Source organism: Janthinobacterium sp. JF4, from assembly GCF_059617925.1.
Genome location: NZ_JCAQAV010000003.1, coordinates 69,626 through 92,795, shown reverse-complemented (window position 1 = coordinate 92,795; position 23,170 = coordinate 69,626). Strand labels below are relative to the sequence as shown.

The following is a 23,170-nucleotide window of genomic DNA, read 5'->3' as shown; positions in this document are numbered from 1 at the left end:
TGTTTTACAGGGTAAAGTTATACCCGATGCTGATACTCACGGCAACCGGGTCGAGCTTGATGTCCTGCGTCTGCCCCGTCGAAAATTTCGCCCTGGTTTTCAGGTAGGTCTTGACCACGGCCACGTCGGCAAACCAGCGCTCGTTGAAGGCCAGGGTGCTGCCGACCACCAGGCTGCCCGCCAGCTTGTTATCCAGGCGGTAGGTGACCGGCGATCCACCCGGATCCAGCAAAGCCGTCATCTGGCCCGAGCCTTTTTCCTTCTGGAAATAGGCATACGTCAAGCCCGCGCCCACGTAAGGGCGGATCATCGCATTGGGCTGGAAGAAGCGGTACTGGATGAAAGCCGTCGGCGGCAAGGCTTCCGCCGTCCCCAGCTTGCCCGTGCCCTTGATGGAGCCGTCGCCCATCAGGTCATGCTTGTACGGCACACCCAGGATCATTTCAGCGGAAACATTGTCCGTGATCATGTAGGCAAAGGTCAGGATGGGCTTGGTATCGGACTTGACGTCGGCTTTCGTGCCCGGCAGCGCCGGCGCGGAAATGTCGCCACTGTCCACGTGCGGCGTGATCTTGTTGAGGCCGGCTTTGGCCATCCAGGTGCCTGCGCTTTGCGCCGAAGCGCCCGTCGCCATGGCCATCGCGGCGGCCGCAGCCAGCACGCGTACAGCGGTATTCAAACGATTCTTCATCTTGTCTCCTGATCATTATGTGCGGATAGCCGGGCTATCCAAACTTGTCGCTGCCAGCGCCAGCCACGTCGCGCAGACGTTGCTGGCGCGGCCATCCCTTACAGCCAGCCCCGCACGACCATGTCCTTGGCCACATAACGGGCCAGCAACAGGTTGTTGAACGGCGTAGGATGCACATCGTCAGCATACGAGTAATGGCTGACGTCGCCCGCTTTCAGGTTCGTGCCATTGCACACGAGCGAGCTGCCGAGGATATTGCCTGGCGCGCTCAAGTTGCACGCCGTCTCGCTGACGTTGGTCAAGCCATACGGGCCAGGGTTGGTGCCCTGGTCATGGCTGACGGCAAACACGTCGACCAGCAAGACTTTCGCATTGCCGTTCAAGCCGCTGCTCAATTCGCCATTGAAGGCGCTGACCATGGCATTGATGAGCGCTTTCGTGTTCGCATCCTTGCCCAAGCCCGATGGCGTACCGGCCACGTCCGGCAGGTTGTTGACCACCACATAGTTGGCGCCCTTGGCGATGATCTGGTCCTTGACCAGCGCCACCAGTTCGGTGCCCGCCTGTTTCATGGAGGCAACCAGCAACGGGCCCTGGGCCGCAGCGTAATCGGCACCGGCCTTGGCGCCGGCCGCGTTGCCCGTCACGGTCGCATCGGCTTGCGCCTTGGCGACCAGCGGACCGTACACGGCAGGCGAAGCGACGGCTGTATTGCCAGCCATCACGGCCGCTTGCACGGCGGCGCCGACGATGGTCGCCGACGTGGCGCCAGGCGCCGCGCTGGCCGTCTTGACGGCGGCGCCGATGGCAGCCGCTGCCGTGGCAGGATTGGTGGCGCCGGCCGCCAGGGCCATGGTCAGATTGGTGGCGAAAGCCTGGGCGCCAGCCGTCGCGCCGGCAGCCTGGCCGGCGGCGGTCGCCCCCGCCTGCAATACGCCCAGCTGATACAGCACATCGTTACCGCCCGCCATCACGAAGACGGCTTCCGTGCCGCTGAACTTGCCGCCAGATGCGGCCAGGTGGTTCGCGATCTGCGTCACCACGGGCACCGTCAGGGCGCCCAGCTCACTACCCGTCAGCTTGTTGTTCGGGCCGACCGGATTGGTCACGCGCGAGCCGCCCATGGCGTAGCCGAAGCAGCCGGCATGCTTGACGCGCGGCACGGCCAAGCCCTTCGCCGCATTGCCTTCCAGGCCGGTCTCGGCGGCGCATGGCTTGGCCAGGCCGAATTGCGCGGCCAGGTGCTCGGTCCAGTTCTTGCCCGTCAGTTCAGGATTGATCTTGGTATTGTCGCCATTGATGGTGAATTTGCCACCACCGCTCGCCGCCACCGTGCCCACGGCATACGAGCCGACATCGGACAGGCTGTCGCCGAACGACACCTGCGCCGTGTATTTGACTTTCAAGGTTTGATCACCGCCACTGGCGCCGCCGCAACCTGCCAGGACAGCCGCAGCCAGCACGGCCAGCGCGAATTTTGTTTGATGCATTTTGTCTCCTCGGTCTTTTTTTCTGGTTTCTAAACGAACGGGCGTGCTATTCGCTACCCAACTAATATGCCATCGTTCCTCGGGCTTGTATAGAAAATATGCTTTAAAAATCAACGAAATAACAACACCGCCGGCGCCCTGTCACGAGCGGACGATCAACTGGATTATGGGGGTTTTACTATGTTTCGTGGCGAGCATCTCTATTGCGCTGCATCAAGAAAAAGCCCCTTGCGGGGCTTTCTTTAGACGGACAGGAATTGCTGCAAGATACCACTTGAGCCGAATGCGGCACGCCGCAAACGGTCATTCACGCCCAGCCATGCGGGGCCGGTGGGCGGTGCTTCGACGAGGATCAGCTCGGCGCCGACCTGGTCCATTGTGCGCAGCGAGGCATACAGCGCATGCGCGTAATTTTCCGGGGTCGCAGCCAGGCGCACGCTGGCGCTGGCCGGCGGCAGATCCGAATAGTGGATCAGGGCCACGCGGCGCCCGTCATTGAGCAGGCGGTTCAAGGTGGCGCGCACGTCGTCGCTGTGCTGCATCGCAACAGGCGTGTGCGGTGCATAGTGCGATTCCAGGGTGCCCGAGGCGCGCGGCGCCGCCGCGTCCGCCACGGCCGGTGCGCGGCCAATGACGGCGGCGATCTGCTCGCTGCTGATATGGCCGGGACGCAACAGCACGGGACCGTGTGTGGCCAGGCGCGACAGGTCGACGATGGTCGACTCGATGCCCACGTCGCTCTGCCCGCCATCGAGGACCAGGCCCAGCAAGCCGCTGGCGAGTTCCGCCGCAAATTCATCGCGCACGTGCTGCGCAGTGGTCGGGCTGACATTGCCGAATTTGTTCGCCGACGGCGCCGCCAGGCCACCCTTGCCGCCCTTGAAAGTGCGTAGCAATGCGATAGCCACCGGGTGCGACGGGCAGCGCAAGCCCACCGTATCCTGGCCGCCGGAGACGGCGTCGGGAATATGCGCGGCGCGCCTGACGATCAGGGTCAGCGGACCGGGCCAGAAGGCGGCCACCAGTTGCTGCGCCTCGGGCGGAAGATCATCGGACCAGTGCGCCAGGTCGGCGCCGGGCGCCACGTGCACGATCACGGGGTGGTCCGAGGGACGGCCCTTGGCTTCGTAGATGCGCGCCACGGCGGCCGGGTTTTCCGCATCGGCGCCCAGGCCATACACCGTTTCCGTCGGGAAAGCGACGAGGCCGCCCGCTTCCAGCACGGCAGCGGCCGCCGCCAGATCTTGTGCAAGTACGCTCACGGCGCGATTCCCAGGATCCGGCAAGCATCGCGCAGACGCTGCTGTGCCTGCGGCAAGGTGGCGGCGATGAAGGTCAGGTGGCCCATCTTGCGGCCACGGCGCGGGTCGTCCTTGCCGTACAGATGCAGGCAAGCGCCCGGCAGCGCCAGCACCTGGTCCCATGCCGGTTCACAGGCGGCATCACTGTCGTCGGCAAACCAGGCGTCGCCCAGGATGTTGAGCATCACGGCCGGCGAATGCTGGCGCACGTCGCCCAGCGGCAAGCGCGCCATGGCCCGCACCTGCTGCGCGAACTGGCTGGTGACACAGGCGTCCATCGTGTAGTGGCCGCTGTTGTGCGGACGCGGCGCCATTTCATTGACCACCAGGCTGCCGTCGTCGAGCACGAAAAATTCGATGCACAGCACGCCGACATAGCCGAGTTCGGCGACCATGGCTTGCGCCGCCCGCTGCGCCCTGGCGGCGCAGTCGTCCGACACGTTCGGACCCGGCACGGTGGTGGTAAACAGCACGCCGTCGCGGTGCACGTTTTCGGCGATCGGATACACGACCGATTCGCCGTCCACGCCGCGCGCCGTCAACACGGACACTTCATACGCCAGCGGCAGCATTTTTTCCAACAGGCAAGTTACTTGTCCCATTTCCGCGAAGGCGGCGCGCACCTCGTCGCGCGTGCGCACGCGGAACTGGCCCTTGCCGTCATAGCCCATGCGCACGGTTTTCAAGATACCCGGCAGCAAGTCGTCGCCGATGGCGTCAATATCGGCCTGCGTGGCGATCACCATGTGCGGCGCCGGCAGCACGCCCGATTTGCTTGCACAGTCGACAAAGAAACGCTTTTCCGCGATACGGTCCTGCGCCACCGACACGCCGTGGGCATCCGGTGCGACGAAGACGTGGTTGGCCAGGCGCGACAGGCTGCCGGCCGGCACATTCTCGAATTCCGTGGTGACGGCCAGGCATTGCGCCGCCAGGGCGTCGAGGCCATCCGCATCATCATATGCGGCATGGACGAGGCGCTGCGCCACCTGCCCCGCAGGGCAGGCATCGGACGGTTCCAGCACAGCTACCTGATAGCCCATGCTCTGGGCGGCCTGGGCAAACATGCGGCCAAGCTGGCCGCCGCCCATCACGCCCAGCCACGCCGGTGGATGGGCGGCGGGCAGCAATGGGGAAGTCGATTTACTATTCATTATTTTTCAAACACATTAATCAGGCAAGACCATGGCCTTGGCGGCGGCCGTTTGCGTGGCACGGAAGGCTTCCAGGCGCTCGGCCAGGACGTCGTCGTTGGCAGCAAGCATCGCCACCGCCGTCAGCGCCGCATTCGCCGCGCCCGCTTCGCCGATGGCGAAGGTGGCTACCGGCACGCCCTTGGGCATTTGCAGGATGGACAGCATGGAATCTTCGCCGCGCAGGTATTTCGATGGCACGGGCACGCCCAGCACCGGCACGATGGTCATCGCCGCCACCATGCCAGGCAAGTGGGCGGCGCCGCCGGCGCCGGCGATGATGGCGCGCAAGCCGCGCGCGCGCGCGCTTTTCGCGTATGCATACATCTCGTCGGGCATGCGGTGCGCGGAAATGACTTGCGCTTCGTACGGCACGCCAAACTGTTTCAGGATGGCAACCGCATTCTGCATCACGTCCCAGTCCGAGGACGAACCCATGATGACGCCGACCAGCGGCTTATTTTGCTCGCTCATCTCAAGCCTTCAGCTTCTCGCCCGTCAGGCGTTCGATGGCTTCGAAATACTTGGCCTGGGTTTTTTCGATGACGTCGGCCGGCAGCGCTGGCGCCGGTGCGGTCTTGCCCCAGGTCAGTGTTTCCAGGTAGTCGCGCACGAATTGCTTGTCGAACGACGGTGGCGAAATGCCGGGCTGGTAGGAATCGGCAGGCCAGAAGCGCGACGAGTCGGCCGTCAGCACTTCATCCATCAAATGCATGACGCCATTGTCGTCCAGGCCGAATTCGAACTTGGTGTCGGCGATGATGATGCCGCGCGTGGCCGCGTATTCGGCGGCCGTCTTGTAGAGTTGAATGGCGACGTCGCGCATCTTGGCGGCCAGGTCGGCACCGATGCGCTCTTCCATTTCCGCAAAGCTGATGTTTTCATCATGCTCGCCCAGTTCGGCCTTGGCTGCCGGGGTGAAGATCGGCTCCGGCAGTTTTTCCGCCTGTTGCAGGCCGGCCGGCAGCGCGATGCCGCAGATGCTGCCCGTGTCCTGGTAATCTTTCCAGCCCGAACCGATGATGTAGCCACGCACGACTGCCTCGACCATGATGGGTTTCAAGCGCTTGGCCACGACGGCGCGGCCCTTGACTTGCTCCACTTCATCGGGCGCCACCACGGATTCCGGCGCCACGCCGGTCAGGTGGTTCGGCACGATGTGGCCCAGTTTCTCGAACCAGAAGTCGCTCATCTGGTTGAGCACCTTGCCCTTGCCGGGGATAGGCTCGTTCATGACGACATCGAAGGCCGACAGGCGGTCCGTGGTGACGATCAAAATCTTGTCGTCGCCAACGGCGTAGTTGTCGCGGACCTTGCCGTGGCCCAGCAATGGCAGGGAGTGGATGGAAGTCTGATAGAGGCTGTTCATAGCGGGGGAATAGTTGGATGATACGAAACCGGCAGGCAGGGGATGCCCGCCGGTCGAGAAAATCGGGCACAAGGATACGCTGTATGCGCATGCCTGCTGCCCGTTCCAGACAGAATTTTACTTCACAATTTGCGACAGCTCGCCGGCCTTGTAGCGCTCGGCCATTTTTTCCATCGTGATGACCTTGATTTTCGAGGCCTGGCCTTCGCAGCCGAATGCCTGCATGCGGGCGCGCACGATTTGCTCTGCAGCAAGACGGGCCGGCTTCAGGTAGTCGCGCGGGTCGAATTTCGACGGATTCTCGAACAGGTATTTGCGGATCGCGGCCGTCATCGCCAGGCGGATGTCGGTGTCGATGTTGATCTTGCGCACGCCGTGACGGATGCCTTCCTGGATTTCCTCGACGGGCACGCCGTAGGTTTCCTTCATGTCGCCGCCGAATTCGCGGATGATGGCCAGCAATTCCTGCGGTACCGACGAAGAACCGTGCATCACCAGGTGGGTGTTCGGGATGCGCGCGTGGATTTCCTTGATGCGGTCGATGGCCAGGATGTCGCCCGTTGGCTTGCGCGTGAATTTGTAGGCGCCGTGCGAGGTGCCGATGGCGATCGCCAGGGCGTCGCACTGGGTGCGCTGCACGAAGTCGGCCGCTTGCGCCACGTCCGTCAGCAGTTGTTCGCGCGTCATGGTGCCGTCGGCGCCGTGGCCGTCTTCCTTGTCGCCCTTCATGGTTTCCAGCGAACCGAGCACGCCCAGTTCCGCTTCCACCGTCACGCCGATGGCGTGCGAGAATTTCACCACTTCACGCGACACTTCCACGTTGTATTCGTACGATGCAACCGACTTGCCGTCCGCTTCCAGCGAACCGTCCATCATCACGGACGTAAAGCCCGAACGGATGGCGGCCATGCAGACGGCTGGCGACTGGCCGTGATCCTGGTGCATGACGACGGGGATGTGCGGATACGCTTCGACGGCGGCGTCGATCAGGTGGCGCAGGAAGGCTTCACCGGCATACTTGCGCGCGCCAGCAGACGCTTGCATGATCACCGGCGAGTTCAAGGCATCGGCGGCGGCCATGATGGCTTGCACTTGCTCCAGGTTATTGACGTTGAAAGCAGGAATGCCATAACCGTTTTCGGCGGCATGGTCCAGCAGTTGACGCATGGATACGAGAGACATGGTAATACTCCAGATAACAATAGAAACCGTTGCGGCGCTTCGCGGTGGTCAGTAACCGCGCCGGCGCCTGAATTCTTGGGTCTTAGTCGAATTCGCCTACCTTCACAATTTTCAAGGCATTCGTTCCACCCACCTGCCCCATCGGCTCGCCCCAGGTGACGACGATCATGTCGCCCTTTTTGACGATGCCCTGCGCCACCAGCAGCTCTTCCGCCTGCTTCAGCACTTGCGCGCTGGGGGCGTTCTGCATCAGATGATACGCCCGAACATTGCGGTACAGCGCGGCTTTGCGCAAAGTCGTCACACTGGGCGTGAGCGCGTAGATCGGCGTGTCGATACTGTGGCGGCTCATCCACAAGGCGGTGGAACCGGATTCCGTCAGCGCCACGATGGCTTTCACGCGCAAATGGTGGGCCGTAAACAGGGCGCCATACGCGATCGACTGGTCGATGCGGGTGAATGTGACGTTGAGGAAATCGGCATCGAGCTTGTTGTATTCGGACTGCTCCGCTTCGACGCAGATGGCGGCCATCATTTCCACCGTCTCGATCGGGTACTTGCCCGAGGCCGTCTCGGCCGACGTCATGACGGCGTCCGTGCCATCGAGCACGGCATTGGCCACGTCGGACACTTCGGCGCGGGTCGGCACGGCGTTGACGATCATCGATTCCATCATCTGCGTGGCCGTGATGGCCAGCTTGTTCGACGCGCGCGCCATCTTGATCATGCGCTTTTGCAAGGCCGGCACGGCCGCATTGCCCACCTCGACTGCCAGGTCGCCACGGGCCACCATGATGCCGTCAGACGCATCGAGAATTTCCTGCAGGGCAGGAATGGCTTCCGCCCGTTCGATCTTGGCGATCATCATCGGCTTGTGGTGGTACGCTTCGCCCGCGATATTGGCCAGCTGGCGCGCCATTTCCATGTCGGTCGCGCATTTCGGGAAGGAAATGGCCAGATAGTCGGCCTGGAAACTCATGGCCGTCTTGATATCTTCCATATCCTTGGCCGTCAGGGCCGGCGCGGACAGGCCGCCGCCCTGGCGGTTGATGCCCTTGTTGTTCGACAACTCGCCGCCAATCTTGACGGTGGTGTGGATTTCGCTGCCGTGGATGCGCTCGACGATCAGCACAATGAGGCCGTCGTTCAGCAGCAGCACATCGCCCTTGTGCAGGTCGCGCGGCAGGGCCTTGTAGTCGAGGCCGACTCTTTCCTGGTTGCCCAGTTCGCCGTTTTCTCCCCACTTGGCGTCGAGGATGAAGCGCGCGCCCGCTTCCAGCTCGATGCGCGTGTTTTCAAACTTGCCGACGCGAATCTTCGGCCCCTGCATGTCGGCCATGATGGCCACTTCGCGGCCGCACTCGGCCGCCGCCAGGCGTACCAGCGCCGCGCGGTCGATATGGTCCTGCGCCTTGCCGTGGGAAAAATTCAAGCGCACCACGTCGACACCCGCGCGTATCATCTTCACCAGGATATCGAAGTCGGTGGAAGCGGGGCCGATTGTTGCTACGATTTTTGTACCGCGTGGCATAGGAGTCCTTGTGCGCGAGCGAAGGTGAGCAAGACCTGGCGGCTGAACCGCCCGGCAAGGTAAAAGCGCAGCGATCAGGCTGCGCTTGGTACTGAACTGCTGACTGCAGCGCCTTAAGCGGCGCGTTGCATGAGGATTTCCACTGCTGGGAGAGTCTTGCCTTCCAGGAATTCCAGGAAAGCGCCGCCGCCCGTCGAGATATAGCTGATTTTATCGGTAATGTCGTATTTGGCAATCGCCGCCAGGGTGTCGCCACCGCCAGCGATGGAAAACGCTTTCGACTCGGCAATGGCCAGCGCCAGGGTCTTGGTGCCGTTGCCGAACTGGTCGAACTCGAACACGCCCACGGGGCCGTTCCACACGATGGTGCCGGCGGCAGCGATTTGCTGCGCCAGCAGGGCCGCCGTTTTCGGGCCGATATCGAGGATCATGTCGTCGTCCGCCACGTCGGCCACGTCCTTGACGGTAGCCACAGCCGTTGGCGAGAATTCCTTGGCGCACACGACGTCGACGGGAATCGGCACTTGCGCGCCGCGCTTGGCCATGATCTCGATGATGGCTTTCGCTTCCTCGACGAGTTCCGCTTCGACCAGCGACTTGCCCACGTTCAAGCCGACGGCCTTCATGAAGGTATTGGCGATGCCGCCGCCGACGATCAGATTATCGACCTTGTCGGACAGGGCTTTCAAGATGGTCAGCTTGCTCGATACTTTCGAACCAGCAACGATGGCCAGCAGTGGGCGGGCCGGGGCGTGCAAAGCTTTGCCCAGTGCATCAAGTTCGGCGGCCAGCAGCGGGCCGGCGCAGGCGACGGGGGCGAACTTGGCGATGCCGTGCGTGGACGCCTCGGCGCGGTGGGCCGTGCCGAACGCGTCATTGACGTAGATGTCGCACAGCTTGGCCATTTTTTGCGCCAGTTCATCGCTGTTTTTCTTTTCGCCCTTGTTGACGCGCACGTTTTCCAGCAAGACCACCTGGCCGGCAGCCAGGTTTTCCAGGCCGGCGCCATCGACCCAGTTTTGTTTCAGTGCAACTTCCTGGCCCAGCAGCTCGGACAGGCGGGCGGCCACGGGCGCCAGGCTGTCGGCCGGCTTGAACTCGCCTTCCGTCGGACGGCCCAGGTGCGACGTCACCATCACGGCCGCACCAGCGTCGAGCGCGGCGCGGATGGCCGGCACCGAGGCGCGGATGCGCGTATCTTCGGTGATCTTGCCACTGTCATCTTGCGGGACATTCAGGTCGGCGCGGATAAACACGCGCTTGCCTTGCAATGCATTTTGGGCGATCAAATCTTGCAAACGGATGAAGTTGAGAACAGCTGACATGGCGATCCAGATGACGAGTGGAAGGAAGTGCGCTATTTTACCGCAATGACCAGAGCAAATCCCCGATTTGTCCTGCTTTACTGAAAAACATGCAACAGTCGCAAGCCCGTGAAAACCAGCATGCCGAACACGATGGTTTGCAACATATTGCGGCGGATCACAAAAAAGAGCGTGGCGGCAATCCCCGACAAGAGTTTCAAATTCGACAATTCGAAGTGCACTTGCTGCCCCTCCATCAACATGTCGGGCGCGATGATGGCCGCCAGCGCGCAGGCCGGCGCATAGCGCAGCATCTCGCCCACGCGGCGCGGAATGGTGATGTGATGGCCGACCAGCCAGAAGGTGCTGCGCGTGGCGGCCGTTGCCACCACCAGCACGGCGATGGCGATCCACACGTCGGCCCTGCCCCAGTCTATGCCGTCAATCATGGCGTTTTGTCCATTTCTCTGTCAACTCTTCCACGGCCATGGCGCTGACCATGCCCACCACGACGGCCACCAGCAAGCCCAGCTTATACGGCAGGCTGAAGGCCAGCACGGCCACCGTGCCCGCCACCAGCACGCCGCACAGGGCCGCGCGGCTGAGGATCAGCGGCACCGTCACGCACAGGATCGCCAGGGTGCCCGCAAAACCAAGCCCCCATTCGGCCGGCACGACGGCGCCCAGTACGATGCCGATGAAGGAACCGATTTGCCAAGCCAGCCAGTTGGGGTAAATCAAGCCTTTCAGGAAAGGCAGCTTGGCCGGGTCCGGCGTTTCATGCGGGTAACGCTGCAGGAACAGGCCCACCGTGATGTCGCCCGCCACATAGCCGAGCGCAAAGCGCTGGCGCCATGGCAGATGGGAAAAATGGGGCGCCAGCAGCACGGAAAAGATGACAAAGCGCAAATTGACGACGAGGGCCGTGGCGAAGATCACCCACACGGGCGCGTGCGCGGCCAGCAGGGGCAAGGACGCGAGCTGGGCCGAGCCGGCAAAGACAAACAAGGTCATGGCCCCCGCCTGCGCTACAGTCAGGCCGCTTTTCACCATGGCCACGCCCACCACCATGCCCCAGGCGGCAATGCCCAGCAGGGTGGGCCCGCCCAGGTTCAGGCCGGCGCGCCAGGCGTCTTTCAGCACGGCATCGTCGCTGGCGGCCGGGACGGCGTTCACGCGGGTGTTCATGCGAGACCCCGGCAGGCTGAGTGTGGTAACTGCACAACAATGGTGCATGACGACAAGGGCGGCAACGGTAATACCGGCAAGGCAAATCCAGTCAGTGTGGCGCTGCAGCTGCCATATTTCCGCAAAAACCCGCGCCGCAGCCGAAGATGATCGAGCCGACATTTTAGCCATGATTTTTGCTGTCTGCCTGAATCCGTTAAAATCGTGCTTTTGGCAGCAGCCGACTTCCTTCCATACAGCCTCACGGAGCATGACAAGATGACAAAAACCACCCAGCCAGCGGTCGAACTCGACAGTAAAGACCTGCCAGCCCACTGCCCTAACCCGGCCATGCCGCTGTGGTCGTCGCATCCGCGTGTGTTCCTGGAATTCAACAAGGACGGCATCGCCAAGTGCCCTTACTGCGGCACGGCGTACACCCTGAAGGAAGGCGCCAGCGCCGGCCATCATTAAACTGCCCAGCGGCGCGCCCCCAGCGCGCCGTTTTCATTTACACAGCTAGCTGTACCGATCAAGCCGGAGTCGTCATGAAACGTCTGAAAGAACTCAATGGCAGCGCCGCGGAAGTCGAAGCGGCGTTCTACGATGCCTTGCACCGCGCCGACCTCGAAGCGCTGATGGCGCTATGGGCCGACGATGAAGAGATCGTCTGCATCCACCCGGGCGGCGCGCGCCTGATCGGCCATGCCGCCATCCGCGCCTCGTGGGAAACCATTCTGGCGGGCGGCGGCCTGCACATCGTGCCGGCGCAGCTGCATGAAACGCACAATCTGATGAGTTCAGTGCACACGGTGATCGAAGGCGTCACGCAGGAAGAAGGCGGCCCGGCGCACCTGCTGGCCACGAACGTGTACGTGAAAACCCCGCGCGGCTGGCGCATCGTCTTGCACCACGCGTCCATCGCCCCGGGCGGCGCGCCGGCCGACGCCACCGGAGCGCAGATCCTGCACTGATGTCCTTGCCTCCCATCTACAACGCCCCCTATACCGCCCCGCTCTGGCTGCCTGGCGGCCACGCGCAGACGATTTATCCGGCCGTGTGCCTCGCCAAGCCTGCCGTGGCCTTCCGCCGTGAACGCTGGCAAGCGCCCGATGGCGACTTCGTCGATGTCGACTTGGTCGACGGCCAGCCGGGCCAGCCCTTCGTGGTGCTGTTCCACGGCCTGGAAGGCTCATCGAACAGCCATTACGCGCGCGCCCTGATGGCCGAGGTGGCGGCGCGCGGCTGGTCGGGCGCCGTGCCGCATTTTCGCGGCTGCTCGGGCGAGGCGAACCTGGCGCCGCGCTTCTACCATTCGGGCGATGCGCAGGAAGTGGACTGGATCGTGCAGCGCCTGCGCCCGCGCGCCACGGGCAAGTTTTACGCGGCCGGCGTGTCGCTGGGCGGCAACGCCCTGCTGTGCTGGCTGGGCCAGTCGCAGCACCAGGCAGATTTCATCGATGCGGCCGCGGCCGTGTCAGCCCCGCTGGACCTGGCGCAAGGGGGCAAGGCCCTGTCGTCCGGCGCCAACCGGCTCTACACGCGCATGTTCCTGAACACCTTGAAACCGAAATGCCTGGCCAAGCTGGAACAGTTTCCCGGCCTGTTCGCGCGCGACGCCATGCTGGCCGCGCGCGACTTGCACGCCTTCGACAATGTCGTCACGGCGCCCCTGCACGGCTACCGCGACGCCGACGATTACTGGCACCGCGCCAGCGCCAGGCACGTCTTGCACGACATCACCGTGCCGACCCTGGTGCTGAATGCGCAGAACGACCCCTTCCTGCCCGGGCGCTTCCTGCCGCGCAGCGCCGCACCCAAGGTCACGCTCGAGTATCCGCGCCACGGCGGCCACGTCGGCTTTGCCGCAGGCAAGCTGCCGGGAAGCACGCGCTGGCTGCCGCAGCGCCTGATCCATTTTTTTGAAGGCGGCAACACGGCGCCATCGGCGCCGCAAACCTGTCACGCTGACGCTGCGCACACTCACACGGAAAACGCTCATGGATGAACTCGTCAAGCAGGCCCTGGCCAAATGGCCGAACGTGCCCCACTGCTACGGCTGGCTGAGTCTGGACGCGCGCGGCCACTGGCGCATGCGCGACCAGCATGCGCAGCAGCAACAACTGCCCGGCGACAAGATCGCCCATGCAGCGCTGTTGGGATTTATCAACCGCAATTACAGCCAGGACGAACGCGGTTGCTGGTTTTTCCAGAACGGCCCGCAGCGTGTGTATGTGAACCTGGAAGCGACGCCGTACATCGCCCGCAGCGATCCGCAGCACGGTTTTGTCTTGCAGACGGGCGCGCCGCTGGAACAGATCGAGCAAGTGTATTGGTGCGACAACGGCATGCTGATCTTGCGCCAGGGCGACGTCGTGGCGCAGGTCGATGACCGCGACATTTCACAAGTGCTGGACGCGCTGCACGTCGATGGGCAGGTGGCCAGCGACGACGACTTGCTGGCCTGGCTGGAGAATGGGCAGGGCAACTTGATGTTATTGCATGACGGCAAGGAAATTGCCGTGCAGCCGCTGCGCTACGATGCCGTGCCGCCAACCTTCGGCTTCCAGCGCGCGCCGCAAGCCGATTAGGGACTACCCCTTCTGGTCCTTGATCTGTTCGCGGCGCTTTTCCTGCAATTCCCGCTCGCGCGCATCGATCACGGCCTGGTCATAAAAGGTCGCATCCGTCGATTTGCGGGCGATCGTCAGCTGGTCCAGCGCGGCCATGGTGGCGCCCTGCAGCACGTAGGATTCGGCCAGCGCCATGTGCTGCAAGGTCATCTTGCCCTGGTCCGCATAGGCTTTCGCCAATAAATCGTACAGTTCCGGCTCTTCCTTGTAGAGCTGCACCTGCTCGCGCAAATACAGGGTCGATTGCTCCAGCTTGCCGGCAGCCATCAGCGCTTCCGCATACTGGTGGGCAATGCCGCGCGAGAGGGGAAACTGCTGGCGCGCAGCGTCCGCCGCCTTCAGGGCTTGTTGCGCCACTTCCTTCTTCTGCGCCGGCATCAACAGCACTTCCAGCCCCATCGCCGCCAGCAGGGAATTGGGACCCTGCGTGCCGCCCGAAGTCAACACATTCGGCCCGGCCGGCTGGTGCAGGGCCGCATTGGCCGCATCGAGTTCCTTTTGCGCATCAAGCGGCTTGCCCTGCTTGACGGCAACGAAAGACAAGCCGTAGTGGGCGGCCACCACCTGGAAACGGCTTTGCTGTTCCAGCTGCGTCTTGAAGACGGCCTTGGCGTTCAACAAACCTTGCACGCTGTCATCCTGCAGCACGCGGGCCCGCGCCCGGGCCAGGTGGAAACTCAGGCTGTCCGCACGCTGCTTGTAGGGCTGCTCGCGGATGCGCGCCTGGATGTCGGCGATGCGTTCGGTGGTCAAGGGGTGGGTCTGCAGGTAGGCGGGCATCAGGTCGCTGTACGAACGGCTGGCCGCCTGCATGCGGCCGAAGAAGGCCACCATGCCGGTGGTGTCGAAACCGGCCTCGCCCATGATCTGGAAACCGATGCGGTCGGCCTCGCGTTCGGCGTCGCGGCCGAAATTGAGCTGGCGCTGGATGGCCAGGCCCTGGCCGGCGGCGAACACGCCCATGGCCACGTCGCCGCCCGCGCGCGACGCGAGCGCCGCCAGCAGCATGGCCGCCAGCGGCATCAGGGCATCCTGGCGCTGCTGGCCCAGCATGCGCGCGATATGGCGCTGCGCCACGTGGCCGATCTCGTGCGACAGCACGGAAGCCAGTTCCGCTTCCGTTTGCGCCGCCAGCACCAGGGCCGAGTGCACGCCGATGAAGCCGCCCGGCAAGGCAAACGCGTTCAACTGGGGATCGCGCACGGCAAAGAAGAAATAGTCGTAATTCGTTTCGCCGCGCACGCTGGGGCGCGCCGCCACGAGGGCGTTGCCGAAAGTATTCAGGTATTCCAGCAAGGGCGCGTCGTCGAGGTAGTCGCGGTCGCCGCGGATGCCGCGCATGATTTCCTCGCCGATCTTGCGCTCCATCGCCGGCGACAGGTCTTCGCGCGACGTGTCGCCCAGGTTCGGCAGGTTCGGCGCCGGCGGCACGGCCAGCGGTGTCCAGCTGCTGGGCGGCCTGGCCGCCGTGCTGGCGGCCGGCGCCGCTGGCGCGGACGTATACGTTTGCGCCAGCGCACAGGGCGCAGCGAAGCAGAGGGCAGTCAGCACCGATGCGCGCCGGGCGCCGCGCCGCCATGCCGCACCGGCGTTTTCAAGGACGATCGGAAGGGGAGTTTTTGCATTCACGGGTGCTATCATACCTTGTTAGCGGCGCCCATTCCCACGCAACAAGCATGCGCCATGCCAGTGGCATGACGGCGTGGCCCGGTGTGCCGCGCCCCGATTTCCTCACCTATTTTTACGCCATGACAACAGCAGACAAGCAAGCCCCCGCCGGGGAACTGACCCATTTCGACGCCACGGGCCAGGCCCATATGGTGGACGTGGGCTGCAAGGAAGACACGCGCCGCAGCGCCGTGGCCGCCGGCACCATCCGCATGCAGCCCGCCACCCTGGCATTGATTATCTCCGGCAACGCCAAGAAGGGCGACGTGCTGGGCATCGCCCGCATCGCCGCCATCATGGGCGCCAAGCGCACCAGCGACCTGATTCCCCTGTGCCACCCGCTGGCCCTCACGCGCGTCACCGTCGATTTTGAAGTCGATGCGGCGGCCAACAGCGTGCACTGCCGCGCCCAAGTCGACACGACGGGCAAGACGGGCGTGGAAATGGAAGCGCTCACTTCCGTGCAGATCGGCTTGCTGACAATTTATGACATGTGCAAGGCCGTCGACCGGGGCATGGTCATGACGAACGTGCGCGTGCTGGAAAAGCATGGCGGCAAGTCGGGCGATTGGCACGCCGAGCTGTAATCATGCTGCCTGGCGCGCAAGATGGACCTTGACGCGGCGCAAGTCGCACAGCAGCCAGATGGCACTGGCCAGGCACAGCACGATGATGGCCATCGACAGGGGCAGGTGAAACTGCTCCAGCCCCGCCAGCGCAAAGCCGGCGTGGATCAGACACGTTCCCACGCCGAGCGCGGCGCACACACCCGCATACACGGGCGCCTGCGGGGTTGCCAGCAGCACGTGCCGGTAACCGGCCAGCACCAGGGCAATCGCCGCCAGGTTAAACACCAGAAAACCCTGCACGCCGCCCGGCACATGAAACATTTCCCACTCTTTCCAGTAGGCAGCGTCGATTTGATGCAAGATCAGAAACAACATGGTCCAGAAGTAGCTGCGTGGCATAAGATTTACATTTGTCTTTAGTGATGCAATTGTAAAGCCTGCACCGCGCACCGGCACGTGCACCTGGCATTTTTCTGTACCAAGATGAATTTCATTGACATAAATGCTTTTTCATCAAGAAATCATGCATACTGCGAGTCGACCATATCCAGATGAGCATCGCATGACTAGCAACAAGCCCGCCGCGGAAAACAAGCTCCAGGACTTCGAATTCGAGGCCATGCATCTGCAGGTGGGAGGACGCATCCAGTTCATCACGCATCGCACCATCAAACCCATCCAGCATTTCTCGACCGTGATCGGCTACGTGAAAGATGAGTACCTGATCGTCAAGATTCCCATGGAAAACGGCGCGTCCATCGTGCTCAACGAGGGCGACAAGCTGACCATCCGCGTGTTTTCCGGCGTCACCGTGTGTTCGTTTGCGTGCAGCGTGCTGCGCATCTTTGGCCGCCCGCTCAATTATGTGCATCTGAGCTTTCCCGATGCCATCCAGGGCACCAGCCTGCGCACGGCCATGCGCGTGAAGGTGGACATTCCGGCGCAACTGAGCTACCGCGACGTGGCGGCCGTGCCCGTGTTCATCGTCAACCTCAGCGTCTCGGGTGCGCTGATCGAGGCGCCCAGCATGCTCACGCCGGACGACGAAGGCGTGGCGCTCAGCTTTACCCTGCTGGTGCAGCCGAACAAGCATCAGATGCGCGTCAATACGCGCGCGCGCATCCAGAACGTCAGCGTGGGCAAGCCGTCGAATGGCCATGCCGCCGAAGTGGCGGAAATCTATACGTATGGCGTGCAATTCATCGACCTGGAACCGACCCACTACACCCTGCTGCAAAACCTCACCTATGAAGCGCTGATCGCGGACCGGCAAAAAATCGTCTGATACCCGGCTGGCCAGCGCCGCTTACAGAGTCGGGGTCACGTCGGGAATGTTGTTTTTGGTAATCGCTTCCTTCGCCGCCGGATTCGTCACGCTGGTGCTGTTAAACCAGCTCAGGCTGCTGGTGCCCGGCTTCATGGTCATCGTCACGCTTTGTCCACCGATCCCCGTGCCCAGGTCAGCAGCGAGGGTTAGCACGATATTCCCCTTGTCCACGGTGGCGCTCGCCACTTCGCGCGTGGCACTGAACACGGGAATGGAACTTGGTACGCTCTCGGTGGGCGTGCTGCAGGCGGTGGCCGCTCCGCCATTTTCCTGCACGCACAGGGCCACGGCCGTTTTCAACGGCGCGGCGGCGGCCAGTACGTTGCTGACCTTGGCCCGCATCGTATAGTCGCCATATTGGGGAATGGCCACGGCCGCCAGGATGCCGGCGATGGCCACCACGATCATCAGTTCTATCAGGGTAAATCCGCTTTGCGCGCGCATCGTATCCTCCCATGGTGCATTGCTCACGCAGGGAATGGTGCAAGCACCATGCCAGCGGCGCGCCCGGGCAGCGGCGGCACACGTGGAAAGAAAAGCGACACTTTTGGGCAGGTTCGGACCAGTTGCGTCGGCCCAGGCCGGGCAGCGGCCTGTCTTACGGACAAAGAAAAAGGAGCCGAAGCTCCTTTTTTGTACTGCGGTGACCAGGCTGAAATTACAGCATGGCTTTCAGCAGACGCGCCATTTCCGACGGGTTTTTGGTCACGGTGATGCCGCAAGCTTCCATGATTTCCAGCTTGGCTTGAGCCGTATCGGCACCGCCAGAGATCAGCGCGCCGGCGTGGCCCATGCGCTTGCCTGGAGGAGCGGTCACGCCAGCGATGAAGCCAACGACCGGTTTTTTCATGTTGTCTTTGATCCAATAAGCCGCGTTGGCTTCGTCCGGACCACCGATTTCGCCGATCATGATGACGGCGTCGGTATCTGGATCATCATTGAACATCTTCATGATGTCGATGTGCTTCAGACCGTTGATCGGGTCGCCGCCGATGCCGACTGCCGACGATTGGCCCAGGCCCAGTGCGGTCAATTGCCCCACTGCTTCATAAGTCAGGGTACCCGAACGCGACACCACGCCGATACGGCCCTTCTTGTGGATGTGGCCTGGCATGATGCCGATCTTGATTTCGTCTGGCGTGATCAGGCCTGGGCAGTTAGGGCCCAGCAGCAAGGTTTTGCTGTTGGCTTTAGCCATGCGGTCTTTCAGAGCCATCATGTCACGCACTGGAATGCCTTCGGTGATGCAAATGGCCAGATCCATTTCAGCTTCGACAGCTTCCCAGATCGCCGCTGCCGCGCCTGCTGGCGGTACGTAGATCACGGAAACGTTGGCGCCGGTTTCTTTTTTCGCTTCGGTGACGTTAGCGAAAATAGGAATGCCTTCGAAGTCTTCGCCGGCTTTCTTCGGGTTCACGCCTGCTACGAAGGCAGCTTTGCCGTTCGCGTAGTCGCGGCAACCGCGGGTGTGGAACTGGCCGGTCTTGCCGGTGATCCCTTGGGTAACGACTTTGGTATCTTTATTGATCAGAATGGACATGTTGATTCCTTAATTAAGCTTGACCGGCAGCAGCGGCAACGACGCTCTTGGCTGCATCTTCCATGGTGTCGGCTGCGATGATAGGCAGACCGGAATCGGCCAGCATCTTCTTGCCCAGGTCTTCGTTGGTGCCCTTCATGCGCACGACCAGTGGCACGTTCAGCGAGACGGCTTTCACTGCGGCGATAACGCCTTCAGCGATCACGTCGCAACGCATGATGCCGCCGAAAATGTTCACCAGGATGGCTTTCAGGCCTGGGTTTTTCAGCATGATCTTGAACGCTTCGGTCACTTTTTCTGCCGTGGCGCCGCCGCCGACGTCCAGGAAGTTGGCTGGCTCGCCGCCGAACAGCTTGATGGTGTCCATGGTGGCCATGGCCAGGCCGGCGCCGTTCACCAGGCAACCGATGTTGCCGTCGAGCGAAATATAGGCCAGGTCGAATTTCGACGCTTCGATTTCAGCTGGATCTTCTTCGTCCAGGTCGCGCAGGGCGACGATTTCCGGATGACGGAACAGCGCGTTCGGGTCAAAGTTGAACTTGGCGTCCAGGGCGATGACCTTGCCGCTGCCGGTAACGATCAGCGGGTTGATTTCGGCCAGCGAGCAATCGGTTTCCCAGTACGCTTTGTACAGGCCTTGCAGGTTGACGCGGGCGTCAGCGATGGAGCCGGCAGGCACGCCGATTTTGGCAGCGATGTCGTCTGCCTGGGCATCGGTCAGGCCAACGCCTGGATCGATGGTGACGTGGTGAATCTTCTCCGGGTGGCTCTCGGCCACTTCTTCGATGTCCATGCCGCCTTCGGACGACGCCATCAGGACGATTTTCTGGGTGACGCGGTCGGTGACCAGCGAAACGTACAGTTCTTGTTTGATGTCGGCGCCTTCTTCCACCAGCAGGCGGTTGACTTTTTGGCCTTCGGCGCTGGTCTGATGCGTGATCAGCTGCATGCCCATGATCTGGTCAGCGTATTCCTTGACCTGTTCCATCGATTTTGCCACTTTCACGCCGCCGCCCTTGCCGCGGCCACCTGCGTGGATCTGCGCCTTGACGACCCACACCGGGCCGCCCAGGGTTTCCGCAGCCTTGACGGCTTCTTCGACGGACATGCACGGAATACCGCGTGGTACCGTCACTCCGTGCTGCCGGAGGATTTCTTTGGCTTGATACTCATGGATTTTCATGCTGGCTTCCCTTCTGATACTGATGTGTAAAAATACGGTTAGTGGTGCAAAAAAAACAGGAAAGCGCCGGGGTCACGCCTTGGCTACCCAGCGCGGGTAATACTGTGCAACCGCCCCGCCATCGGTGCGCAGGGCGTGGCATCTGTCGAGTTGAAACGGCTTTTCATGCGACAAGTCAGCATTCGCACCGTCACGGGTCGACCAGACATCGCCGGCAAATGCCTGAACCGTCGCAGTCGGCAAGACTTGCGCCAATTCGGTCAAATGGGTACAGCCGGCGATTCCCGCCAGGCGCTGTTTCAAGTCGCGGCGGAAATTCTTCAATAAATTCAAACCGATCAGCGCCCTGTAAGCGGGGCCGATGGTATCGCAAAAACCGGGATAAGGCACGGCATCGGAGGCAGCTTCGGCCTCGACGATGGTCAGTTCGCGATCGACGGTAATGCGTAAATGGAGGTCGTGCAGGGGAGTGCCGGCGGGACGGGGGCCGGAGGCCAGCATCGCGTCATAGCTTTTGATATCGGTGATACGGGCGTCAATATCCCACAGGCCGTCGTCGCGCACATACGCTTGGACGTCGATAACGCGGGAGTGCCGTAGGGCGCGCCGGGATACGGGAGTTGACAGGGGCATAAGACCGATGCCGCTTGCGCGGCCATAATTTAGTAAGCAGCCATGTGCCTAAAGCACTCTGTTCGCAGCTTCTACGAACAGCAACCGCACCTGCGGCGCCGCAAAAACCCTAAAAGTGTAGCACATTGCGCGCAGGTTGCGCCGCAACATAATTTTTCATTGTATCGTTAAAAACATTTCAAATTATAAATACAATGCAGTGATTTCCGCAAAGTCATTCGATTTGTGAATGGTCGATATCATAAAAATCATGCTTCGCATGGCGCCCCGGACGGGCAGTCCGGCACGGCCTCTTCGGCCACGCCCAGTGCCAGCAATATCGGCAGCACGCCCACGCGAAAGCTGTGCGCATGGGCGGTGATTTCCGCCAGATTCTCGTCATCGTCCGACAGCACTATGCCGTCGCGCACCATGGCCTGCTGCAAGTGGCGCAATGTCGCCCATGCAAATGCCGCCCATGCCTCCGCCGTCTGGTGTCCTTCCAGTCTGGCCAGCAGGAACAACTGTTGCAAATGCAACACACCGACACCACCGCCCGTCACGGGACTGGCCAGTGCCGCCAGGTCAGCACGGCCCAGGGATTTTTCCAGCAGGTGCCGGTTCAGCCTGGCTGAGGCCGGCCGCGCCAGCGCGATCGCGGCGTCATCCTGCACCGGCGAAATGCAGGCCTTGTGCGCCAGCACCAGCAGCATTTGCAGCAAGTTGCCCAGTTCCGCCACGCTGGCAGGCAAACGCTGTTGCAGTTCGCCTATCGTGTGGGGCCGGTAATCACCGAGCAGTTCCAGCAGCGGGCCATAAACGGCCTGGTCCATGTCGGCCTCGCCCAAGGCACCCGTCACCTTCATGGCGATCTGGTCGACCGGCGCCACCAGCAGGATGCGCACGGCACGCAGTGCGCCGGCCTGTTCATGGGCGCTCAGCTTGCGGCGGCCCTTGACCCAGTAATCCTGGCGGAACTGGCGATTGACGAGGAAATCGGCGGTGTTCTCGCGGAAAGTGGCATCGGGGATCTGCGCCAGGAAAGCCAGGTGTTCGGGTGACAGATTGAGAGAATGAACATGGTCGGAGTAGGCGGCCGAACCGGCAAACTCGAGCTTGGCGGCAGCGAGCACGGGCTTGATGGCCGAAAACGATACCGGCTGCCAGTAATGATTGAAGTATTCATGCGACAGGTAATTCGGATCGTGCTCGCCGAGTTGCTGCAACCTTAGCGCAATGGTGGGGTTGGCCAGCAGGTAGCGCGGCTTGGTCTCCATCATGCGGTTGACGAAGGACAATGCGCTGCCCACGCGCGTGAGGGAATCCTGCCCCGGCGCGCTCAGCACGCGGCTGTGTTGCTGCATCAGGTCGCGGATCGGCGCCATTGCCGCCCAGCCCGCCTGCGTGTTGTAGCTGATATACAGCACGCCACCCGGCTTGAGCTTGCGGGCCAGGAAATCGGCGATACACGCCTGGTTTTCCGGCGAGATCCAGCTCCAGATGCCGTGCAGGGCGATGAAATCGAAGTCAGGCAGGTCGGTGCGGGTGCAAAAGTCCTGGAACGATTGTTCCGCCAGCATCGCGCCATTGCCCGAGACCTCGGCCAGTTCCTGCGCAAAAGCCGTCTGGGCCGGATTGAAATCGGTGCCATGCCAGCTTACGCCCGACGCTGCGGCATGGATATTGACGCTCATGCCCTGGCCAAACCCGAGTTCGCATGCGGTGCTGACTTTGGGCGGCTGAATACCCCAGCTCAGCAGCAGCAACTGCGTGCGCAAGGGGTTCAATTCCGTGTAATAGCCGTAGGTGTATGCGGTTTCAGCCGTGTAGCCGGCATGCCAGTTGCTCATCAAGTGTCCGTATCCTATGTCCGAAGTGCCGATGTGCACCATGTGCCACCGTTTGTGGGCAGAATAACTGATCCTTGCATGCAGGTTAACAATTATTACTCGTCCTCCGGCTCCAGGCCTTTCAGCGCCACCTGCACCGCGCGCTGTGAAAAACCGCGCTGCATCAAAAAACGCATCTGCTTGTTGCGCTGCTCGGCGTCAACCGCCACGGCACCGAACTTGCGGCGCCACACTTCGCAGGCGCGTGCAACTTCCCCTTCGGCCAACCCCGCCTTGAGTTCCTGCAGCGCTTCGCCGCCTATGCCATGGCTTTGCAATTCCGCCATGATGCGGCTGTTGCCGAAGCGGGCCGAGCGGCGGTGGATCAGCGACTCGGAAAAGCGCTCCTGCGACAGCCAGTTGGCTTGCTCCAGGCTGTCGAGCAAGGCTTCCACGTCATCGCCCTCTTGCGCATGGCGCTGCAGCTTGCGCCGCAATTCCATGCGGCTGTGTTCGCGCATCGACAGAAAGCGTAGCGCCCTGCCCTTCAGGCTTAGTTGTACTGCGGCCATACACCCACC

The 23,170-nt window shown here is 62.3% G+C and carries 25 protein-coding genes; 6 read left to right on the top strand and 19 right to left on the bottom strand.

The features are described from left to right. Nucleotides 1-4 precede the first annotated feature (4 nt). The 11 genes from AC54AF_RS04120 to AC54AF_RS04070 form a co-directional block, all read right to left on the bottom strand. Complete coding sequence (locus AC54AF_RS04120; RefSeq protein ID WP_496635501.1) at nucleotides 5-691, bottom strand: OmpW/AlkL family protein; 687 nt, start codon at nucleotides 689-691, stop codon at nucleotides 5-7. Between the two features lie 98 nt (nucleotides 692-789). Beyond that, nucleotides 790-2,181, bottom strand: coding sequence for an SGNH/GDSL hydrolase family protein (locus AC54AF_RS04115; RefSeq protein ID WP_496635500.1), 1,392 nt, complete (start codon nucleotides 2,179-2,181; stop codon nucleotides 790-792). A 242-nt stretch (nucleotides 2,182-2,423) separates the two neighbouring features. Further along, on the bottom strand, nucleotides 2,424-3,443 hold the full coding sequence (locus AC54AF_RS04110; protein ID WP_496635499.1) for an L-threonylcarbamoyladenylate synthase: 1,020 nt from the start codon (nucleotides 3,441-3,443) through the stop codon (nucleotides 2,424-2,426). Next, the gene (locus AC54AF_RS04105; RefSeq protein WP_496635498.1) at nucleotides 3,440-4,636 is read right to left on the bottom strand and encodes a 5-(carboxyamino)imidazole ribonucleotide synthase; all 1,197 of its coding nucleotides are present in this window, start codon (nucleotides 4,634-4,636) and stop codon (nucleotides 3,440-3,442) included. Before AC54AF_RS04105 ends, AC54AF_RS04110 begins: the two co-directional genes overlap by 4 nt. Before the next feature lie 15 nt (nucleotides 4,637-4,651). Further along, nucleotides 4,652-5,149: a 5-(carboxyamino)imidazole ribonucleotide mutase gene (gene purE / locus AC54AF_RS04100; RefSeq protein ID WP_496635497.1), complete on the bottom strand. Its 498-nt coding sequence runs from the start codon at nucleotides 5,147-5,149 to the stop codon at nucleotides 4,652-4,654. A gap of 1 nt (nucleotide 5,150) precedes the next feature. After that, entirely contained in the window at nucleotides 5,151-6,044 is an 894-nt protein-coding gene (locus tag AC54AF_RS04095; protein WP_496635496.1) for a phosphoribosylaminoimidazolesuccinocarboxamide synthase, read from the bottom strand. 117 nt (nucleotides 6,045-6,161) lie between these two features. Further along, nucleotides 6,162-7,226 carry a class II fructose-bisphosphate aldolase gene (gene fba, locus AC54AF_RS04090; protein WP_071075342.1) on the bottom strand — a complete coding sequence of 355 codons (1,065 nt, stop codon included), beginning with the start codon at nucleotides 7,224-7,226 and terminating at the stop codon, nucleotides 6,162-6,164. An 82-nt stretch (nucleotides 7,227-7,308) separates the two neighbouring features. Then, nucleotides 7,309-8,757, bottom strand: a complete 1,449-nt coding sequence (gene pyk, locus AC54AF_RS04085) for a pyruvate kinase (protein ID WP_496635495.1) — start codon at nucleotides 8,755-8,757, stop codon at nucleotides 7,309-7,311. 113 nt (nucleotides 8,758-8,870) lie between these two features. Then, the gene (locus AC54AF_RS04080; RefSeq protein ID WP_131685679.1) at nucleotides 8,871-10,082 is read right to left on the bottom strand and encodes a phosphoglycerate kinase; all 1,212 of its coding nucleotides are present in this window, start codon (nucleotides 10,080-10,082) and stop codon (nucleotides 8,871-8,873) included. Between the two features lie 77 nt (nucleotides 10,083-10,159). Then, nucleotides 10,160-10,510, bottom strand: coding sequence for an AzlD domain-containing protein (locus tag AC54AF_RS04075; RefSeq protein WP_131387096.1), 351 nt, complete (start codon nucleotides 10,508-10,510; stop codon nucleotides 10,160-10,162). Then, nucleotides 10,503-11,249 carry an AzlC family ABC transporter permease gene (locus AC54AF_RS04070; RefSeq protein WP_496635494.1) on the bottom strand — a complete coding sequence of 249 codons (747 nt, stop codon included), beginning with the start codon at nucleotides 11,247-11,249 and terminating at the stop codon, nucleotides 10,503-10,505. The genes AC54AF_RS04075 and AC54AF_RS04070 overlap by 8 nt, the downstream gene beginning before the upstream one ends. A gap of 258 nt (nucleotides 11,250-11,507) precedes the next feature. Between AC54AF_RS04070 and AC54AF_RS04065 the strand changes: the two genes are divergently transcribed. The 4 genes from AC54AF_RS04065 to AC54AF_RS04050 all read left to right on the top strand — a co-directional run bounded on the left by AC54AF_RS04065 (nucleotide 11,508) and on the right by AC54AF_RS04050 (nucleotide 13,819). Continuing rightward, complete coding sequence (locus AC54AF_RS04065) at nucleotides 11,508-11,702, top strand: zinc-finger domain-containing protein (protein WP_034780619.1); 195 nt, start codon at nucleotides 11,508-11,510, stop codon at nucleotides 11,700-11,702. Between the two features lie 74 nt (nucleotides 11,703-11,776). Then, entirely contained in the window at nucleotides 11,777-12,202 is a 426-nt protein-coding gene (locus AC54AF_RS04060; RefSeq protein ID WP_034780622.1) for a YybH family protein, read from the top strand. Beyond that, nucleotides 12,202-13,236, top strand: a complete 1,035-nt coding sequence (locus AC54AF_RS04055; protein WP_496635493.1) for a YheT family hydrolase — start codon at nucleotides 12,202-12,204, stop codon at nucleotides 13,234-13,236. Before AC54AF_RS04060 ends, AC54AF_RS04055 begins: the two co-directional genes overlap by 1 nt. Continuing rightward, the gene (locus tag AC54AF_RS04050; RefSeq protein ID WP_496635492.1) at nucleotides 13,229-13,819 is read left to right on the top strand and encodes a DUF2946 family protein; all 591 of its coding nucleotides are present in this window, start codon (nucleotides 13,229-13,231) and stop codon (nucleotides 13,817-13,819) included. The genes AC54AF_RS04055 and AC54AF_RS04050 overlap by 8 nt, the downstream gene beginning before the upstream one ends. Before the next feature lie 3 nt (nucleotides 13,820-13,822). Here the strand turns inward: AC54AF_RS04050 and AC54AF_RS04045 are convergent, their stop codons facing one another. After that, entirely contained in the window at nucleotides 13,823-15,412 is a 1,590-nt protein-coding gene (locus tag AC54AF_RS04045; RefSeq protein ID WP_496635491.1) for a beta-barrel assembly-enhancing protease, read from the bottom strand. 197 nt (nucleotides 15,413-15,609) lie between these two features. Between AC54AF_RS04045 and moaC the strand changes: the two genes are divergently transcribed. Then, nucleotides 15,610-16,116, top strand: a complete 507-nt coding sequence (gene moaC, locus AC54AF_RS04040) for a cyclic pyranopterin monophosphate synthase MoaC (RefSeq protein WP_496635695.1) — start codon at nucleotides 15,610-15,612, stop codon at nucleotides 16,114-16,116. Here the strand turns inward: moaC and AC54AF_RS04035 are convergent, their stop codons facing one another. After that, nucleotides 16,117-16,497, bottom strand: a complete 381-nt coding sequence (locus tag AC54AF_RS04035) for a DUF6713 family protein (RefSeq protein ID WP_496635490.1) — start codon at nucleotides 16,495-16,497, stop codon at nucleotides 16,117-16,119. A 163-nt stretch (nucleotides 16,498-16,660) separates the two neighbouring features. Between AC54AF_RS04035 and AC54AF_RS04030 the strand changes: the two genes are divergently transcribed. Beyond that, a complete protein-coding gene (locus tag AC54AF_RS04030) occupies nucleotides 16,661-17,383 on the top strand; it encodes a flagellar brake protein (RefSeq protein WP_496635489.1) in 723 nt (240 codons plus the stop codon). A 21-nt stretch (nucleotides 17,384-17,404) separates the two neighbouring features. On the opposite strand, the gene AC54AF_RS04025 is transcribed toward AC54AF_RS04030, so the two are convergent. The 6 genes from AC54AF_RS04025 to recX all read right to left on the bottom strand — a co-directional run bounded on the left by AC54AF_RS04025 (nucleotide 17,405) and on the right by recX (nucleotide 23,161). Then, complete coding sequence (locus tag AC54AF_RS04025) at nucleotides 17,405-17,869, bottom strand: pilin (RefSeq protein WP_496635488.1); 465 nt, start codon at nucleotides 17,867-17,869, stop codon at nucleotides 17,405-17,407. Between the two features lie 214 nt (nucleotides 17,870-18,083). Further along, the gene (gene sucD / locus AC54AF_RS04020; protein ID WP_034746085.1) at nucleotides 18,084-18,965 is read right to left on the bottom strand and encodes a succinate--CoA ligase subunit alpha; all 882 of its coding nucleotides are present in this window, start codon (nucleotides 18,963-18,965) and stop codon (nucleotides 18,084-18,086) included. 13 nt (nucleotides 18,966-18,978) lie between these two features. Beyond that, on the bottom strand, nucleotides 18,979-20,148 hold the full coding sequence (sucC, locus tag AC54AF_RS04015; RefSeq protein WP_131685687.1) for an ADP-forming succinate--CoA ligase subunit beta: 1,170 nt from the start codon (nucleotides 20,146-20,148) through the stop codon (nucleotides 18,979-18,981). 72 nt (nucleotides 20,149-20,220) lie between these two features. Then, nucleotides 20,221-20,781, bottom strand: coding sequence for a DUF2889 domain-containing protein (locus tag AC54AF_RS04010; RefSeq protein ID WP_131685688.1), 561 nt, complete (start codon nucleotides 20,779-20,781; stop codon nucleotides 20,221-20,223). 248 nt (nucleotides 20,782-21,029) lie between these two features. Continuing rightward, nucleotides 21,030-22,610, bottom strand: a complete 1,581-nt coding sequence (locus AC54AF_RS04005; RefSeq protein ID WP_496635487.1) for a methyltransferase regulatory domain-containing protein — start codon at nucleotides 22,608-22,610, stop codon at nucleotides 21,030-21,032. Nucleotides 22,611-22,705: 95 nt separating this feature from the next. Further along, nucleotides 22,706-23,161 (bottom strand): recombination regulator RecX, encoded by a 456-nt coding sequence (gene recX, locus AC54AF_RS04000; protein ID WP_496635486.1) that lies wholly within the window; start codon nucleotides 23,159-23,161, stop codon nucleotides 22,706-22,708. Nucleotides 23,162-23,170: the final 9 nt, after the last annotated feature.

Excerpts from the sequence above, each read along its gene's own strand:
- AC54AF_RS04120 (WP_496635501.1), bottom strand. The coding sequence starts at position 691 with ATGAAGAATCGTTTGAATACCGCTGTACGCGTGCTGGCTGCGGCCGCC.
- AC54AF_RS04115 (WP_496635500.1), bottom strand. The coding sequence starts at position 2,181 with ATGCATCAAACAAAATTCGCGCTGGCCGTGCTGGCTGCGGCTGTCCTG.
- AC54AF_RS04105 (WP_496635498.1), bottom strand. The coding sequence starts at position 4,636 with ATGAATAGTAAATCGACTTCCCCATTGCTGCCCGCCGCCCATCCACCG.
- purE (WP_496635497.1), bottom strand. The coding sequence starts at position 5,149 with ATGAGCGAGCAAAATAAGCCGCTGGTCGGCGTCATCATGGGTTCGTCC.
- AC54AF_RS04095 (WP_496635496.1), bottom strand. The coding sequence starts at position 6,044 with ATGAACAGCCTCTATCAGACTTCCATCCACTCCCTGCCATTGCTGGGC.
- fba (WP_071075342.1), bottom strand. The coding sequence starts at position 7,226 with ATGTCTCTCGTATCCATGCGTCAACTGCTGGACCATGCCGCCGAAAAC.
- pyk (WP_496635495.1), bottom strand. The coding sequence starts at position 8,757 with ATGCCACGCGGTACAAAAATCGTAGCAACAATCGGCCCCGCTTCCACC.
- AC54AF_RS04080 (WP_131685679.1), bottom strand. The coding sequence starts at position 10,082 with ATGTCAGCTGTTCTCAACTTCATCCGTTTGCAAGATTTGATCGCCCAA.
- AC54AF_RS04075 (WP_131387096.1), bottom strand. The coding sequence starts at position 10,510 with ATGATTGACGGCATAGACTGGGGCAGGGCCGACGTGTGGATCGCCATC.
- AC54AF_RS04070 (WP_496635494.1), bottom strand. The coding sequence starts at position 11,249 with ATGAACACCCGCGTGAACGCCGTCCCGGCCGCCAGCGACGATGCCGTG.
- AC54AF_RS04065 (WP_034780619.1), top strand. The coding sequence starts at position 11,508 with ATGACAAAAACCACCCAGCCAGCGGTCGAACTCGACAGTAAAGACCTG.
- AC54AF_RS04060 (WP_034780622.1), top strand. The coding sequence starts at position 11,777 with ATGAAACGTCTGAAAGAACTCAATGGCAGCGCCGCGGAAGTCGAAGCG.
- AC54AF_RS04055 (WP_496635493.1), top strand. The coding sequence starts at position 12,202 with ATGTCCTTGCCTCCCATCTACAACGCCCCCTATACCGCCCCGCTCTGG.
- AC54AF_RS04050 (WP_496635492.1), top strand. The coding sequence starts at position 13,229 with ATGGATGAACTCGTCAAGCAGGCCCTGGCCAAATGGCCGAACGTGCCC.
- moaC (WP_496635695.1), top strand. The coding sequence starts at position 15,610 with ATGACAACAGCAGACAAGCAAGCCCCCGCCGGGGAACTGACCCATTTC.
- AC54AF_RS04035 (WP_496635490.1), bottom strand. The coding sequence starts at position 16,497 with ATGCCACGCAGCTACTTCTGGACCATGTTGTTTCTGATCTTGCATCAA.
- AC54AF_RS04030 (WP_496635489.1), top strand. The coding sequence starts at position 16,661 with ATGACTAGCAACAAGCCCGCCGCGGAAAACAAGCTCCAGGACTTCGAA.
- AC54AF_RS04025 (WP_496635488.1), bottom strand. The coding sequence starts at position 17,869 with ATGCGCGCGCAAAGCGGATTTACCCTGATAGAACTGATGATCGTGGTG.
- sucD (WP_034746085.1), bottom strand. The coding sequence starts at position 18,965 with ATGTCCATTCTGATCAATAAAGATACCAAAGTCGTTACCCAAGGGATC.
- sucC (WP_131685687.1), bottom strand. The coding sequence starts at position 20,148 with ATGAAAATCCATGAGTATCAAGCCAAAGAAATCCTCCGGCAGCACGGA.
- AC54AF_RS04010 (WP_131685688.1), bottom strand. The coding sequence starts at position 20,781 with ATGCCCCTGTCAACTCCCGTATCCCGGCGCGCCCTACGGCACTCCCGC.
- AC54AF_RS04005 (WP_496635487.1), bottom strand. The coding sequence starts at position 22,610 with ATGAGCAACTGGCATGCCGGCTACACGGCTGAAACCGCATACACCTAC.
- recX (WP_496635486.1), bottom strand. The coding sequence starts at position 23,161 with ATGGCCGCAGTACAACTAAGCCTGAAGGGCAGGGCGCTACGCTTTCTG.